Consider the following 13,338-nt stretch of genomic DNA (forward strand, 5'->3'; position numbering starts at 1 on the left):
CGGGACGGCCGGCGTGCCGGCACGCTAACGTGACATAGACCACAGCGGATATCCGTGCGGGCGATACCTCGACGCCGGCGGCGGTGTGGCCGGCCCACGGTCGTTTCCGCCCCGGTGGGTCGTTTTCCGCCCCGATGGATCGGGTACGCGCCGAACATGCCCGAGGGTCACCTCGTCCACCGGTACGCGCGGGAGCAGCACGACGCGCTCGCCGGGAGCGACGTCGCGCTCTCCAGCCCGCAGGGCCGCTTCGACCCGACCCCCTACGCGGGCCGCCCGCTGCGGGCCGTCGAGGCCGACGGCAAGCACCTGCTCTACCACTTCCCCGACGCACCCGTCCTGCACGTGCACCTCGGCATGCGCGGGCTGTTCCTGCGCTACGACGACCCGGCCGTGCCGCCCCGCCCCGGCACCCGGCTGCGGCTGGCCGGCCCGACGGTGGCGTACGACCTCATCGCGCCGATCCGCTGCGAGCCGCTGCCGGCGGACGCGGAGCGCGCCCTGCGGGCCTCGCTCGGGCCGGACCCGCTGCGCGACGACGCCGACCCGGCCGAGGCGGTCCGCCGGCTCACCGCGACCGGGACGCCGGTGGGCGCCGCGCTGCTCGACCAGGCGGTCTGGGCCGGCATCGGCAACGCCTGGCGCGCCGAACTGCTCTTCCTGGCCGGGCTGGACCCGGACGCCCGGGCGGTCGGCGCCCCGGCGGCGGAGCGGCTGTGGCGGCTCGCCGTCGTCCACCTCGCGCTCGGCCGGGACCTGGGTCAGGTGGTCAGCGACCCGACCGCGCCGGACGAACGGTGGGTGTACAAGCGGACGCACTGCCGCCGCTGCGGCAGCCCGGTGCGGACCTGGCAACTGGGCGGTCGCACCGCGTACGCCTGCCCGGTGGACCAACCCGCCGGCTAATTCGATGGCAGCCGGCCGGCCCCGCGGTTAGCCTCGCCGCCAACGTCACTCCGACTGCCTGAAGAGGGTGTTTTGGTGCCCGTGCCGAGCGCTTCCCGTCTCGTTCCGACCTTCGCACCCTTCCCTTGGAGTGACCGCTTTGGATCTGCCACGTAGCTTCACCATCCGCGAGGGCGACCTCCGGATCCTCAACCCGTTCGACGACGCCAAGCTCGCCACCCTGGGCCGGGCGATCAAGCTCCGGCCCGGCACGTCGATCCTCGACCTGTGCAGCGGCAAGGGCGAGCTGTTGTGCACCTGGGCCCGGGACCACGGCGTCACCGGCACCGGGGTGGACATCAGCACCGCCTTCACCGCCGCCGCCCGGGAGCGCGCCGCCGAGCTGGGCGTCGCCGACCGGGTCCGGTTCGTGCACGGCGACGCCGCGACGTACGTACCGGAGCAGCGCGTCGACCTGGCCGCCTGCGTCGGGGCGACCTGGATCGGCGGGGGTGTCCCCGGCACCCTGGAGATCCTGGAGCGCGGCCTGCGCCCCGGCGGGATTGTCCTGGTGGGCGAGCCGTACTGGCGGCTCGACCCGCCCGACGAGGAGGCCGTGGTCGGCTGCCACGCCCGCTCGCGGGAGGAGTTCCACGACCTGCCCGGGCTGGTCGGGCTCTTCGGCGAGTGCGGCTGGGACCTGGTCGAGATGGTCCTCGCCGACCAGGACAGCTGGGACCGGTACGCCGCCGCGCACTGGCTCAACCTGCGCCGCTGGCTGGACGCGAACCCGGACGACGAGTTGGCCGGGGAGCTGCGCCAGGAACTGACCGAGGACCCGGTGCGGCACGTCCGCTACCAGCGGGAGTTCCTGGGCTGGGGCGTCTTCGCCCTGCTCCGCCGCTGACCGGCCGGACCGGCTCCCGCCCGCCCGGGTCGGGAGCCGGTCCGGACCGGCTTAGCGGACGGCTACGGAGGGTAAAGCCAGATCATGGGACAGCTGCGCACCTCGCCGCCACCGCCGCAGGCCGCCGAACTGGAGCAGTGGGTGCTCAGCACGGCCGAGGAACTGCGTGACCTGCGGGCCTCGCTGCGCGACGCGCTGACCCGGCACGGCCTGGTCCAGGGCGAGGACCTCGACGAGGTGCCCCACCTCGTGGTGCTCGTCGCCACCGAACTGGCGACGAACGCGCTGCGGCACGGCCGGCCGCCGACGATCGTCACCCTGCTCGCGGGCGACGACTGCTTCCTGCTCGACGTGGCGGACCACGACCTCAGCACCGTCCCCGGGCTGGCCGACATCCACCCCCTCGACTCGGGCGGGCGCGGGCTGATGCTGGCCGAGTCGGTCTCGCTCGCCGTCGGCTGGTACGCCACCGACGAGACCAAGAACATCTGGGCCTCGTTTCCCCGCTGAGCCGTCAAGAATTGCTTAACAAATTGTTCTTCACTTAATGTGATCTGCTTTACACCGTCCGCAGTGGATGGCTCGTATGGTCCTTTCCGAACCGACCGGGAGAAGACCCTTCCGCCGGTTGTCCCGAGAAACCGCGGGAGATCCCCGCGACTATTCGAGAAGGACCTCAACAGATGCGCAAGCTCACCCGAGCCCTCGTCCTGGCCGGCGTCGCCGGGGCCGTGCTGGCCCCGTCCACCGCCCACGCCGCCACCCCGGAGCCCACCACCGCGCTGCTGGGCACGTACGGCTTCGGCCGCGCGGCGGTCATCGGTGAGGCCGGCCGGAACGCCGGCACCTGGGATTCGTTCTCCGTCCGGTCGGGCTTCGCCGGCGACGACCTGATCATCACCTACCGGCCCCGCACGGCGGCGTACCCGGCGGAGAAGCAGGTCTACACCGCCGCCTTCGACCAGGTGGCCGACGCCCAGGCCGAATGCCGGCAGGTCGGCGCCGACGGCGTCGCGCAGCGGGTCTGGGTGTCGTTCCGCTGCCGGACCGGCTTCGCCCCGAGCTACACCCTGTTCGTGCGCTGACGCCTTTCGGGCGTCAATTCCTCGGCAATTTCGCCGACGCCGTGAACCGGCAGGAAACTGTTTCGAAAATCGTCGGCTACTGGAATCCCGCGACCGGGTGCGGGACGTAGGGCGCCTCCAGGGCGGCCACCTCCTCGTCGGTCAGCTCCAACTCCAACGCGGCCACCGCGTCGGTCAGGTGGTGCGGCTTGGTCGCACCCACGATCGGCGCGGTGACCGCCGGGTTGCGGGCCACCCAGGCCAGCGCCACCTGCGCCCGGGGCACGCCCCGCGCCGCCGCGATCCGGGCCACCGCGTCGACCACCGCCCGGTCGTTCTCCTCGGTACGCGCGTACAGCGCCCGGCCGAACTCGTCGGTCTCCGCCCGCGCCGTGCGCTCCCCCCAGTCCCGGGTCAGCCGGCCCCGGGCCAGCGGGCTCCACGGGATCACCGCGACGCCCTGGTCGAGGCAGAGCGGCAGCATCTCCCGCTCCTCCTCGCGGTAGAGCAGGTTGTAGTGGTTCTGCATCGAGACGAACCGGGTCCAGCCGTGCCGCTCGGCGGCCCAGAGCGCCTTGGCGAACTGCCACGCGTACATGGAGGAGGCGCCGAGGTAGCGGACCTTGCCGGCCCGGACCAGGTCGTGCAGCGCCTCCAGGGTCTCCTCGATCGGCGTGGTCGGGTCGAGTCGGTGGATCTGGTAGAGGTCGACGTAGTCGGTGCCCAGCCGGCGCAGGCTCGCGTCGATCTCGCTCATGATGTGCTTGCGGGACAGCCCGCCCCGGTTCGGCCCCGGGCCCATCCGGCCGTGCACCTTGGTGGCGATCACCACGTCGTCGCGGCGGGCGAAGTCCTTCAGCGCCCGGCCGACGATCTCCTCGCTGGTGCCGTCGGAGTAGACGTTGGCGGTGTCGAAGAAGGTGACCCCCAGCTCCAGCGCCTGCTGGATGAAGGGGCGGCTCTCCTGCTCCGGCAGGGACCAGGGGTGCCCGCCGCGGCCCGGCTCGCCGTAGCTCATGCAGCCCAGGCAGAGCCGGGACACCTCCAGGCCGGTGGATCCGAACTTCACGTACTCCATGCGGTCCATCTCACCACCGGCGGGCGCGCGGCGCAGGGACCGGCTCAGTCCCCGTCGTCGTCGCCGTGCCCGGCGGTCGCCGCCGGGGTGTCGCCCCAGACGGCCTTCGCCCCGGAGTCGCCGACGCGGTAGACCTGCACCAGGTTCGCCGCCGCGACGACCACGGCCAGCACCGCGACCACCACGCCGGCCGCGCCCCGCCCGGGGGTACGCGGGCTTTCCGCCCCGCCCTCGGCCGGCCGGCCGGACCGGCGGTGCAGCCAGACCAGCGCGACCGCGGCGACCAGCAGCGGCAGCGCGAACCAGATCAGGGTGTCCCCCAGCTCGGCGTGCCGACCCGGGTCGCCGACCCGGCGCTCCAGGCCCTCGCCGCTCTCGGTGGCGAGCGGGATGGCGGCGGCGGCCAGCGCGGCGACCAGCACGACGAGCACGCCGAAGCGGCCCCGCCACGAGGGGCGGACGGCCAGCGCGGCCACGCCCAGCGCGGCCAGCGGCAGGAGGACCACGACGGCGTGCACCACGAGCGGGTGCACCGGCAGTCCGTTGACGGTGTCGGGCACGATCTCTCCTCGACGATCGGGGGCGTTCACGGTCCGGCCCCACAGTGCCCAGCGTTTCTTGGGAAGTTCTTGCGGCCGGTTCAGGCCGCCGGCAGGACCAGGGTGACGGTGGCGCCCCGCCCCGGCGCGCCGGCGACCTCGACCGCGCCACGGTGGGCCCGCGCCACGTGCTGCACCAGTGCCAGGCCCAGCCCGAACCGGCGGCCGGCCCCGGCGGTGCCGTGCGCGAAGCGGTCGAAGAGCCGGTCCGCCTCGGCCGGGTCCAGCCCCACCCCGTCGTCGGCGACCGCGGCGGCCACCCGGCCGTCGCGGCGGGTCACCGTCACCGTGACGTGGCCGCCGTCGGTCGCGTGCCCGACGGCGTTGTCCACCAGCGCGGTCAGCGCCCGGCGCAGGGCCGTACGGGCACCCCGGACCGGGGCCGGCCCGGCCGCCTCGACCCGCAGCTCGACCCGGTGTTCCTGCGCGTACGCGGACATGCTCGCCACCACCTCGCGTGCCACCTCGGCCAGGTCCACCTCGGTGTCGGGCAGCGGCTGGTGCTCGGCGGCGGCCGACACCAGCAGGTCCTCGACCACCTCGCCGAGCGCCCGGGTGTCCGCCACGAGCTGGTCGAGCTGGTCGGTGAGCCGGTCCGCCGGCTGGCTCCGCGCGCGGCGGGCCAGCACCTGCGCCCGGGTGTGCAGCACGGTGAGCGGGGTGCGCAGCTCGTGCGAGGCGTCGGCGACGAAGCGGCGTTGCAGGGTCAGCGCGGTGGCCAGCGGCGCGACCGCCCGCCGCGCCAGCAACGCGGCGGCGACCAGCGCACCGGCCAGGCCGGCCAGCTCGGCCACGAGCAGCGCCACGGCGAGCTGGCCCTGCCGCCGGCGCAGCGGCGCGAGGTCGGCCGCGACCGCCCAGCGGCTGCCGTCCGCCCGTTGGACGACCAGCACCCGGACCCGCTGGTCGTCCCCGGCGTCGGTCTCGTACCGGCCGGGCGGCCGGCCGACCGCGCCGTCCAGGATCCGGACCAGCTGCGGGGACGCGCTCCCGGTCACCTCGACCGCCGCCGCGCCGGGCCGCTGCCGGGCCAGGAACTGCCCGGGCGGCGGGTCGTCCACGTCCTCCGCCGCCGCCAGCACCTCGGTCAGCCCGGCGTCCAGCGCCCGGGACTCCTGCCGGCTGGTCAGCACGAACATCAGCGCGCCGACCAGCAGCAGGACGATCCCGATCACCCCGGCGGTCTGGGCCACGCTGGTGCGCCGGGCGCGGTCCAGCCGGGCCTCGTCCACGCCGCCGCCCGCCTCAGCCCGGTCCGAGCCGGTAGCCCAGCCCGTGCACCGTACGGACGGCGTCCCGGCCCAGCTTGCGGCGCAGGTGGTGGACGCAGGCATCGACGGTGCCCGGCGCGTCGGCGTTGTCGAAGGCGGCGCTGAGCAGCTCTGCCCGGGTGAAGACCTTCGTCGGCCGGCCGGCGAGGGCGTGCAGCACGGCGAACTCGCGGGCCGACAGCGGGATCTCTCCGGCGCCGTCGAGCACCCGGCGGTTGTCGACGTCCAGCCGGCGCCGCCCGAGCGGCAGCCAGCCGGCCGCCTCCGGGTGCCGGCGGCGCAGCGCCCGGAGCCGGGCCAGCAGTTCGGCCACCTCGAACGGCTTGACCAGGTAGTCCTCCGCGCCCGCGTCCAGCCCCTCCACCCGGTCGTCGAGCGATCCCCGCGCGGTCAGCAGCAGCACCGGGCAGGTCACCCCGCGGGCGCGCAGCCGGACGACCAGCGCCAACCCGTCCAGCGCCGGCAGCCCCCGGTCGACCACCATGAGCTGGTAGTCGCGGGTCAGCGCGTGGTGCAGGCCGCTGTGCCCGTCGCCGGCCACGTCGACCTCGTAACCCTCCTCGGTCAGCAGGTCGGCGAGCAGGCCGGTGAGGGCACGGTCGTCCTCGACCAGCAGCAGGCGGGGACGGGGGCTCTCCACGCGCCCAGTATTACCCCTTCTGTGACCACTCCGGCTCGGCGCGCGTCAGTCCTCGGCCGGGATCGGATCGTCGTACTGGCCGGACGGGCCGCTGAGCGGCGCGCCGTCGACCCGGGGCCAGGCGTTCGGGGTGCAGCCGTGCAGGCTGAGGGTCTGCTGCACCATCACGGGCGCCGGGCCGCCGGCCCGGGGGCACAGTTCGTGGCCCCGGCCGAGCCGGTGCCCCACCTCGTGGTTGAGCAGGTACTGCCGGTAGCGGCCGAGGTCGGGGAAGTGCGGCACGCCGTGCACCCAGCGGGCCACGTTGATCACCACCTGGTCGCCGTTGCGGCAGGAGGTGTAGCGGTCCGTGGTGTCGGCGCAGAGCCGGCCCCGGGTCACCGGCGTGGTCAGCAGCACGGTGAAGTCGGCCGGATCGTCCCGCCCCACCCGTTGCAGGCGCCACCGGCCGTCGCCGGTCCAGCCCCGCGGGTCCGCCAGGGTCGCCGCCACCTCCCGGGCGAAGCGCTCCACGTCGACGTTGCCGATGCCGTCCTCCACGGCGACCCGGTACCGGAGCAGCTCGCCGTCTCGGCCGGCCACGGCGCCCACGCCGGTGGCGGTGCGGAACCTGCCCGTACCCCGGTCCGGATAGCTGATGCCCGGCGGCACCCGGCCGGCGGCCGGCACCGGCGGGGCGGCGGGCCTGGTCACCGCCGGGCGGACCGGACCGAGGGCCGGCGCGCCCGGTCGCACACCGGCCGCGACCAGCAGGTCCGGGTGCCGCCGGGCCGCGTACCCGGCGAGGCCGGCCGCGACCAGCAGCACCACCAGGGTCAGGGTGCCGGCGCGGGACACCCGCCGCCGACGGTGCAGCCCCCGGTCCCGCCCACGCTGCCCGCCCACGCCGATCTCCGTTCGTCGCGCCGCCCCGGTCCGGTCAGGAGTACGGACGCCGGGCCCGGACGGATGAACGGTGAGCGCGCTCACGGGCCGGGGACGCCTCCGCGCCGGTACCGTTCGTTCCCTGGGTGCGCGACCCGCCACCTGCCGCCAGAGAGGGAGCCACCCGTGCCGGACGCCGAACAGGTGCTCGCCGACGCCCTCGCGGCGACGCGCGGCACCGACGTACGCGCGGCCGAACGGGCCCTGGACCGGCTGGTGGTCGGCGATCCGGCGGCGGTGGACGCGGCGCTGCTCGCCCGGCTGACCCACGGCGTGGCGCGGCTCTGGCCGCGCGGCTGGCAGCCCGTCGACCTGGAGCGGCTCGCCACCCGACGGCTGACCCCGCGGGGCGCCCGGCTGCTCCGGGACGCGCTGGCCGCGCAGCGGCGGGCGATGCCCGAGCCGGTCCCGTCGTGGTTCGACGACCAGCTCACCGAGCTGGGCGCGCGGTGGGACGGCGACCCGGGCTGGCTGGACCGGCGCGCCGAGGGCGACCGGATCAGCGCGCTGCGGGACGCCGTCGACGCGCTCGCCCTGCTGGCGGGGCTGCCGCCGATCGCGGTGCTCCGCCCGCCGCCCGGAGGTCCGGCCGCCGCCCCGCGCGCCGCCGCCCCGCCCACCGGCTCCCGGATGCTGGACCGGGTACGCGCGCTGCTGGCCAAGGCCGAGTCGACCACCTTCCCCGCCGAGGCGGAGGCGCTCACCGGCAAGGCGCAGGAGCTCATGGCCCGGCACAGCATCGACGCCGCCCTGCTCGACGCCGCCGCCGAGCGACCCGACCGGCCCGGCGGGGTGCGGCTCGGCACCGACGCCCCGTACGCGGCCGCGAAGGCGCTGCTCATCCAGGAGGTGGCGGCGGCCAACCGCTGCGAGTCGATCTGGTCCGACGACCTGGGCTTCGCCACCGTCCTCGGCTTCCCGGCCGACCTGGCCGCCGTCGAGCTGCTGCACACCTCGCTGCTGGTGCAGGCCACCGCCGCGATGCTGCGCGGCCGGGGCGAGCGCCGCGCCGGCAGCGGCCGGCGTACCAAGGGCTACGACGAGTCCTTCCTCAACGCGTTCGCGCTGCGGATCGGGGAGCGGCTGCGGGCGGCCACCGCGACGGCGGCCGAGGAACGGGCCGACGACCGGCTGCTCCCGGTGCTGGCCGCCCGCTCGGACGCCGTCAAGGAGCGGGTCGACCAGCTCTTCCCCGGCGTCACCCGGCACCGGCTCCAGGTCCGCGACGCCGAGGGCTGGACCTCGGGCACCACGGCCGCCGACCGGGCCTCGCTCGACGCCGGCCGGCCGACACGCCGCCCGGTACGCGGAAGCCGCTGACTTTTTCCTCGGGATGATGTCGGATCAGGCGAACCGGCTCCGACCCGTCTGCGAGAGGCGCCACCGCCGGTGGCCCGTACCCGAGGAGTACACCGTGAAGTACATGCTGCTGATCTGGAACCGGCCCGGCTTCGTCGAGGAGCTGTCCGAGGAGGAGCGGAACGCGATCTTCAGCGACGTCGACGTGATCATGAAGGAGCTGACCGAGTCCGGCGAGCTGGTGGGCGGCGAGGCGCTGGCCCACCCGTCGCAGACGCGTACCGTCCGGCCCGGCGCCGGGGGCCCCGAGATCACCGACGGTCCGTTCGTGGAGAGCAAGGAGCAGTTCGCCGGCTACCTGATGGTCGACTGCGAGACCCCGGAGCGGGCCGCCGAGATCGCCGCCAGCTGGCCGGACGTCACGCGCGGCGTCGGCGTGCTGGAGGTTCGGCCGGTGATGGAGCAGGCCGGGACGGAGATGTGAGCGACCGGGCGGTCGAGGACCTGCTGCGCGCCCTCGCGCCGCAGGTCCTCGGCGTGCTCGTCCGCCGGCACGGCCAGTTCTACGCCTGCGAGGACGCCGTCCAGGAGGCGCTGCTCGCCGCCGCCACCCAGTGGCCGGCGCAGGGCGTGCCGGACCATCCCCGCTCCTGGCTGGTCACCGTGGCGACCCGCCGGCTCACCGACGAGTGGCGCAGCGAGCGGGCCCGCCGGGACCGCGAGGTCGCGGTGGCGGTCCGGGAACCGGCGTGCGCGTCGGTCGCCCCGCCCGCCGACGAGGAGCCGCCGAGCGGGGACGACACCCTGAAGCTGCTCTTTCTCTGCTGCCACCCGGCGCTCACGGCCAGCGCCCAGGTGGCGCTCACCCTGCGGGCCGTGGGTGGGTTGAGCACCGCCGAGATCGCCCGGGCGTACCTGGTGCCCGAGGCCACGATGAGCCAGCGGATCCGCCGGGCCAAGCAGCGGATCGAGGCCGCCGGGGCCCGTTTCGACCTGCCCTCGGCGGCCGACCGCGACGCCCGGCTGCACGCCGTGCTGCACGTCCTCTACCTGGTCTTCAACGAGGGATACACCGCCTCCAGCGGGGCCGAGCTGCACCGGGCCGAGCTGACCGGGGAGGCGATCCGGCTGGCCCGGGAGCTGCGCCGGCTGCTCCCCGACGACGGCGAGGTGGCCGGGCTGCTGGCCCTCATGCTGCTCACCGACGCGCACCGGGCGGCGCGTACCGGCCCGGGCGGCGAACTGGTGCCGCTGACCGAGCAGGACCGCACCCGCTGGGACCGGGCCGGGATCGAGGAGGGCGTCGCCCTGGTGACCGAGGCGCTGACCTGGTCGGCGCCCGGCCCGTACCAGGTGCAGGCCGCCATCGCCGCGGTGCACGCCGAGGCGCCCACCGCGGCCGACACCGACTGGCGGCAGATCGTCGCGCTCTACCGGCTGCTCGCCCGGCTGGCGCCGAACCCGATGGTCACCCTCAACCAGGCCGCCGCGGTGGCCATGGTGGACGGTCCCCGGGCCGGGCTCGCCCTGCTGGCCCCGCTGGACGCCGACGAGCGCACCGCCGGCCACCACCGGCTGGCCGCCGTCCGCGCCCACCTCCTCGAACTGGCCGGCGACCGGGACGAGGCCCGGACCGCCTACCTGGCCGCCGCCCGGGCCACCACGAGCCTGCCCGAGCGGCACTACCTGGAGGTACGCGCCGCGCGGCTGACCACCGACCGATGAGTTGCGCCGACCGGAAGAGTCCACCTGCCATGGGAGAGATCACCAGTCAACTGTCGGTGTCGCTGGACGGGTACGTCGCGGCGCCGGGGCAGAGCCGGCAGGACCCGCTCGGCCGGGGCGGCCTGCGGCTGCACGAGTGGTTGTTCGCCAGCGAGAGCTGGCGCGAGCGGCACGGGCTGGCCGGCGGGGAGCGGAACGTCGACGCCGAGGTGGTCGACGAGATCACGGCGGGCATCGGGGCGTACGTGATGGGACGCCGCATGTTCGGCGGCGGGGAGGGCGGGTGGGACCTGGACTGGACCGGCTGGTGGGGTGACGATCCGCCGTGGCGGGTCCCGGTCTTCGTGCTGACCCACCACCCGCGCGAGCCGCTGGTGATGCGGGGCGGTACGGAGTTCCACTTCGTCACCGACGGCATCGGGGCGGCGCTGGCGCGGGCCCGCGCGGCGGCCGGCGACCATGACGTGGCCGTGGCGGGCGGGGGCGGCACGGTGCGCCAGTATCTGGCCGCGGGGCTGCTCGACTCACTCTGGCTGCACGTGGTGCCGATCGTCCTGGGCGGCGGCACGCCCCTCTTCGACGGACCGCTGGACGTGCGCCTGGAACCGGTGAAGGTCGTCCCCGCCCCCACCGTCACGCACATCCGTTACCGGGTACGCCACTGACCCTCGGGTCAGAACAGCCGCCCCCGGTACGGGTGCGGCCGCCCCCACCGCTGCTCCCACTGCAGCAGCTCGGCCTGCCACCCGGGCAGGTCGGGCCGGTACTCACGGATGAGATCGGGGTTCTCCGGGCGGCTCGCCAGGAACCGCCAGTACGCCTCGACCGCCTCGCGCACCTCGTCGAGGGAGTAGCGGCCCCCCTCACCCGGCACCCACTCGTTCTGGAACTCGACGCCGTCGGCGCGGAAGCTGACCTCGTACTTGTCGCTGTCCCACTCGTCTTCCAGCGGCCGGCCGTGCGCCACGTCGTCGACCATCGCGAGGGCGTCGAGACAGACCGAGTGGTAGACCGAGATGTCGGTGATCAGCCAGGCGCCGAGCGCGCGGTAGCGCTGATCCGTCACCTCGAACAACGGCAGACGGAACTCGTCGAGCGAGAAGGTGATGAACGCCAACAGAGGCCCTTCGGATCAGGGGACGACCGGCCATCCGTGGGTGAAGCCGCCCGAGCCATTGTAGAAACCCTCGATCACGAGGTCCTTGTGCTTACCACGCCACATCTGCGTGCCCGGCACCGGCCGCGCGTTCTGGAAGGCGCCGGTGATGGCGTTGTCCACCTGCGCGGGCGTCCAGTCGTCCGGGAAGAAGGAACTCTCCCCGCCGTTGCCCTTCTTCGGCTTCCAGGCGCCGTGCGGCGGGTTCATCGTCGGATCGAAGAACTCCGGCTTTGCCCGGTACGCACCGGTCTTCGGGTCCCGGACCGTGGTGCCCGGCTGGAGCCTGCGGCCCGGGAAGTCCTGGCCGCCGGGCCGGTAGTGGTAGCCGCTCCCCTTGGGCATGCCCGGCTTCACATGACCGCCGAAGACGTGCTCGGTGAAGTGCGGGTTCATCCGGTCGGGCCGGTTTCGGGTCTTGGTGCGCTTGAGGAACCGCAACGCGGCCCGCATCAACCGGCCGCCGGCCTTGCCTCCACTCATGCCACGTCACCCGTCGAGGAGTTTCCAGATGACCTCTTGGACGAGGTTGCCGACGATGGTCCGGGCCAGCTGCTGGAAGATCGGGATCTCCAGGAGCGAGGCGCCGAAGGTGACCGCCGCCGTGGCGATCGCCTGGGCGATCTGGATGGCCAGGACGACGAGTTGCACGATCACGGCGATCTTCAGGGCGAGCACGATCGCGCCGCAGATGATCAGCCCGGTGCCGGTGAGCACCGCGGCGGTCACCCCGTCGCGCAGGCTGTCGGCGGGGCTGTCCTCCCGGTTCCACCAGGACTGGAAGGCGGTGATGTCCTGGCCCGCGTGACTGGACCAGACGGTGGCGGCCCCGGTGTTCGCCTCGGCCACGACGCCGGACAGGGTGCCGGAGAAGCGGATCCAGGCGTTGCCCATCTCGAAGAGCTTGACCTCGTCGGCCTCGGGCCAGGTGTAGCCGAGGACGCCGAGCAGCGAGCGCAGCTCGCCGGGTAGTTCGAGCCCCACCGTCAGCCTCCCAGCGCCTGCCGCAGCCCGTCGAAGCCCTGTTTGATGCCGGCCTCGACCTCGGCGTAGCGGACGGCCATGTCGGTGAGGTCGGTGCCGGCGGCGGCGATCTCCTCAAGGGCGGTGTCGAAGCACTCGAAGGCGAACGCGGAGACCTCGTCGTGGGCGGCGCCGATGAGCGAACCGATGTCGTCGGAGCCCCAGGGCCGGCCGAAGGCGGCCAGCTCGGCCTGGAACGCCGTCATGGCCTGGCTGAACCGGGTGGCCACGTCGCCCAGCGCGCGACCGGAGCCGCCCAGCCCGTCCGGGTCGACCTCGATGGCCATCACCGGCCACCCTGGCCGGACAGCCGGTCCTGGGCCTGGACCAGCGCGTCGGTGAAGGTGGTCAGTTGCCGGCCGGCGTCCTCCTGGATCCGGCGCAGTTGCTCGCCCAGGGAACTGAGGTCGACCTGGCCGGGGACGGCGGCGGTGGCCTTCTCCTGGAGGTCGGCGAGTGCGCCGTTGACCGCCGCGGCGATCTCCTCGGCCAGGGACTCGCTCGGCAGCCGCATCACCCGGGGGTCGAGGGTCAGCGCGGTGATCCGCCCGGGCGGACCGGCCGTCACCCGGACCAGGCCGTCGGCCGCCTCGCCGGTCCCCTCCGCGGGCGGGGGCGCCTCGCCGTCGGCGCCGGCGGTGAACCGGCCCAGCGCGGACATGGTCTCGGACAGCACGCGGCCGAGGCCGGACGGATCGACGGGCTGGGCCATGGGCGTAGCTCCTCCGGGTCGAGGTCGCTTCGCATCCTACGAACTGTCCGCCACC

Annotated in this window: 18 protein-coding genes; 8 read left to right on the forward strand and 10 right to left on the reverse strand. The window is 74.7% G+C overall.

Going from position 1 to position 13,338, the window contains the following annotated elements; all coding sequences use genetic code 11:
- Positions 1 to 156: 156 nt before the first annotated feature.
- The 4 genes from IEY96_RS02405 to IEY96_RS02420 all read left to right on the forward strand — a co-directional run bounded on the left by IEY96_RS02405 (position 157) and on the right by IEY96_RS02420 (position 2,877).
- A complete protein-coding gene (locus tag IEY96_RS02405) occupies positions 157 to 906 on the forward strand; it encodes an Fpg/Nei family DNA glycosylase (protein WP_189193142.1) in 750 nt (249 codons plus the stop codon).
- A 130-nt stretch (positions 907 to 1,036) separates the two neighbouring features.
- On the forward strand, positions 1,037 to 1,792 hold the full coding sequence (locus IEY96_RS02410; protein ID WP_229791344.1) for an SAM-dependent methyltransferase: 756 nt from the start codon (positions 1,037 to 1,039) through the stop codon (positions 1,790 to 1,792).
- 84 nt (positions 1,793 to 1,876) lie between these two features.
- A complete protein-coding gene (locus tag IEY96_RS02415; RefSeq protein ID WP_189193144.1) occupies positions 1,877 to 2,302 on the forward strand; it encodes an ATP-binding protein in 426 nt (141 codons plus the stop codon).
- Positions 2,303 to 2,475: 173 nt separating this feature from the next.
- Positions 2,476 to 2,877: a hypothetical protein gene (locus IEY96_RS02420; protein WP_189193145.1), complete on the forward strand. Its 402-nt coding sequence runs from the start codon at positions 2,476 to 2,478 to the stop codon at positions 2,875 to 2,877.
- Between the two features lie 76 nt (positions 2,878 to 2,953).
- On the opposite strand, the gene IEY96_RS02425 is transcribed toward IEY96_RS02420, so the two are convergent.
- From IEY96_RS02425 to IEY96_RS02445, 5 genes are all read right to left on the reverse strand, one after another.
- Positions 2,954 to 3,934 carry an aldo/keto reductase gene (locus IEY96_RS02425; RefSeq protein WP_189193146.1) on the reverse strand — a complete coding sequence of 327 codons (981 nt, stop codon included), beginning with the start codon at positions 3,932 to 3,934 and terminating at the stop codon, positions 2,954 to 2,956.
- Positions 3,935 to 3,978: 44 nt separating this feature from the next.
- Positions 3,979 to 4,494: a DUF2231 domain-containing protein gene (locus IEY96_RS02430; RefSeq protein WP_229791345.1), complete on the reverse strand. Its 516-nt coding sequence runs from the start codon at positions 4,492 to 4,494 to the stop codon at positions 3,979 to 3,981.
- Between the two features lie 80 nt (positions 4,495 to 4,574).
- Entirely contained in the window at positions 4,575 to 5,765 is a 1,191-nt protein-coding gene (locus IEY96_RS02435) for a sensor histidine kinase (RefSeq protein WP_189193147.1), read from the reverse strand.
- A 13-nt stretch (positions 5,766 to 5,778) separates the two neighbouring features.
- The gene (locus IEY96_RS02440; protein WP_189193148.1) at positions 5,779 to 6,444 is read right to left on the reverse strand and encodes a response regulator transcription factor; all 666 of its coding nucleotides are present in this window, start codon (positions 6,442 to 6,444) and stop codon (positions 5,779 to 5,781) included.
- 45 nt (positions 6,445 to 6,489) lie between these two features.
- Positions 6,490 to 7,329 carry a DUF3152 domain-containing protein gene (locus IEY96_RS02445; protein WP_229791346.1) on the reverse strand — a complete coding sequence of 280 codons (840 nt, stop codon included), beginning with the start codon at positions 7,327 to 7,329 and terminating at the stop codon, positions 6,490 to 6,492.
- Positions 7,330 to 7,494: 165 nt separating this feature from the next.
- Here IEY96_RS02445 and IEY96_RS02450 point away from each other — a divergent pair, with 165 nt between their 5' ends.
- The 4 genes from IEY96_RS02450 to IEY96_RS02465 all read left to right on the forward strand — a co-directional run bounded on the left by IEY96_RS02450 (position 7,495) and on the right by IEY96_RS02465 (position 11,057).
- Positions 7,495 to 8,688 (forward strand): DUF2786 domain-containing protein, encoded by a 1,194-nt coding sequence (locus IEY96_RS02450; RefSeq protein WP_189193149.1) that lies wholly within the window; start codon positions 7,495 to 7,497, stop codon positions 8,686 to 8,688.
- A gap of 103 nt (positions 8,689 to 8,791) precedes the next feature.
- Positions 8,792 to 9,151 carry a YciI family protein gene (locus IEY96_RS02455; RefSeq protein ID WP_229791390.1) on the forward strand — a complete coding sequence of 120 codons (360 nt, stop codon included), beginning with the start codon at positions 8,792 to 8,794 and terminating at the stop codon, positions 9,149 to 9,151.
- On the forward strand, positions 9,148 to 10,392 hold the full coding sequence (locus tag IEY96_RS02460) for an RNA polymerase sigma factor (RefSeq protein WP_189193151.1): 1,245 nt from the start codon (positions 9,148 to 9,150) through the stop codon (positions 10,390 to 10,392). The genes IEY96_RS02455 and IEY96_RS02460 overlap by 4 nt, the downstream gene beginning before the upstream one ends.
- Positions 10,393 to 10,421: 29 nt before the next feature.
- A complete protein-coding gene (locus IEY96_RS02465; protein WP_189193152.1) occupies positions 10,422 to 11,057 on the forward strand; it encodes a dihydrofolate reductase family protein in 636 nt (211 codons plus the stop codon).
- Between the two features lie 8 nt (positions 11,058 to 11,065).
- On the opposite strand, the gene IEY96_RS02470 is transcribed toward IEY96_RS02465, so the two are convergent.
- From IEY96_RS02470 to IEY96_RS02490, 5 genes are read right to left on the reverse strand one after another with little or no spacing between them, the layout of a single operon-like run.
- Positions 11,066 to 11,509, reverse strand: a complete 444-nt coding sequence (locus IEY96_RS02470; protein ID WP_189193153.1) for a hypothetical protein — start codon at positions 11,507 to 11,509, stop codon at positions 11,066 to 11,068.
- A 15-nt stretch (positions 11,510 to 11,524) separates the two neighbouring features.
- The gene (locus tag IEY96_RS02475) at positions 11,525 to 12,031 is read right to left on the reverse strand and encodes an EndoU domain-containing protein (RefSeq protein WP_229791347.1); all 507 of its coding nucleotides are present in this window, start codon (positions 12,029 to 12,031) and stop codon (positions 11,525 to 11,527) included.
- A gap of 6 nt (positions 12,032 to 12,037) precedes the next feature.
- Positions 12,038 to 12,532: a WXG100-like domain-containing protein gene (locus IEY96_RS02480; RefSeq protein WP_189193154.1), complete on the reverse strand. Its 495-nt coding sequence runs from the start codon at positions 12,530 to 12,532 to the stop codon at positions 12,038 to 12,040.
- Between the two features lie 2 nt (positions 12,533 to 12,534).
- Positions 12,535 to 12,858 carry a hypothetical protein gene (locus IEY96_RS02485; protein ID WP_189193155.1) on the reverse strand — a complete coding sequence of 108 codons (324 nt, stop codon included), beginning with the start codon at positions 12,856 to 12,858 and terminating at the stop codon, positions 12,535 to 12,537.
- Positions 12,858 to 13,283, reverse strand: coding sequence for a YbaB/EbfC family nucleoid-associated protein (locus tag IEY96_RS02490; RefSeq protein WP_189193156.1), 426 nt, complete (start codon positions 13,281 to 13,283; stop codon positions 12,858 to 12,860). Before IEY96_RS02490 ends, IEY96_RS02485 begins: the two co-directional genes overlap by 1 nt.
- Positions 13,284 to 13,338 lie beyond the last annotated feature (55 nt).

It is taken from the genome of Micromonospora fulviviridis, assembly GCF_014648395.1.
Taxonomy (GTDB): Bacteria; Actinomycetota; Actinomycetes; order Mycobacteriales; family Micromonosporaceae; genus Micromonospora; species Micromonospora fulviviridis.

What these genes read in the sequence shown, in the direction of transcription:
- IEY96_RS02405 (WP_189193142.1), top strand. Translation starts at nt 157, where the DNA reads ATGCCCGAGGGTCACCTCGTCCACCGGTACGCGCGGGAGCAGCACGAC.
- IEY96_RS02415 (WP_189193144.1), top strand. Translation starts at nt 1,877, where the DNA reads ATGGGACAGCTGCGCACCTCGCCGCCACCGCCGCAGGCCGCCGAACTG.
- IEY96_RS02420 (WP_189193145.1), top strand. Translation starts at nt 2,476, where the DNA reads ATGCGCAAGCTCACCCGAGCCCTCGTCCTGGCCGGCGTCGCCGGGGCC.
- IEY96_RS02425 (WP_189193146.1), bottom strand. Translation starts at nt 3,934, where the DNA reads ATGGAGTACGTGAAGTTCGGATCCACCGGCCTGGAGGTGTCCCGGCTC.
- IEY96_RS02455 (WP_229791390.1), top strand. Translation starts at nt 8,792, where the DNA reads ATGCTGCTGATCTGGAACCGGCCCGGCTTCGTCGAGGAGCTGTCCGAG.
- IEY96_RS02465 (WP_189193152.1), top strand. Translation starts at nt 10,422, where the DNA reads ATGGGAGAGATCACCAGTCAACTGTCGGTGTCGCTGGACGGGTACGTC.
- IEY96_RS02475 (WP_229791347.1), bottom strand. Translation starts at nt 12,031, where the DNA reads ATGAGTGGAGGCAAGGCCGGCGGCCGGTTGATGCGGGCCGCGTTGCGG.
- IEY96_RS02485 (WP_189193155.1), bottom strand. Translation starts at nt 12,858, where the DNA reads ATGGCCATCGAGGTCGACCCGGACGGGCTGGGCGGCTCCGGTCGCGCG.
- IEY96_RS02490 (WP_189193156.1), bottom strand. Translation starts at nt 13,283, where the DNA reads ATGGCCCAGCCCGTCGATCCGTCCGGCCTCGGCCGCGTGCTGTCCGAG.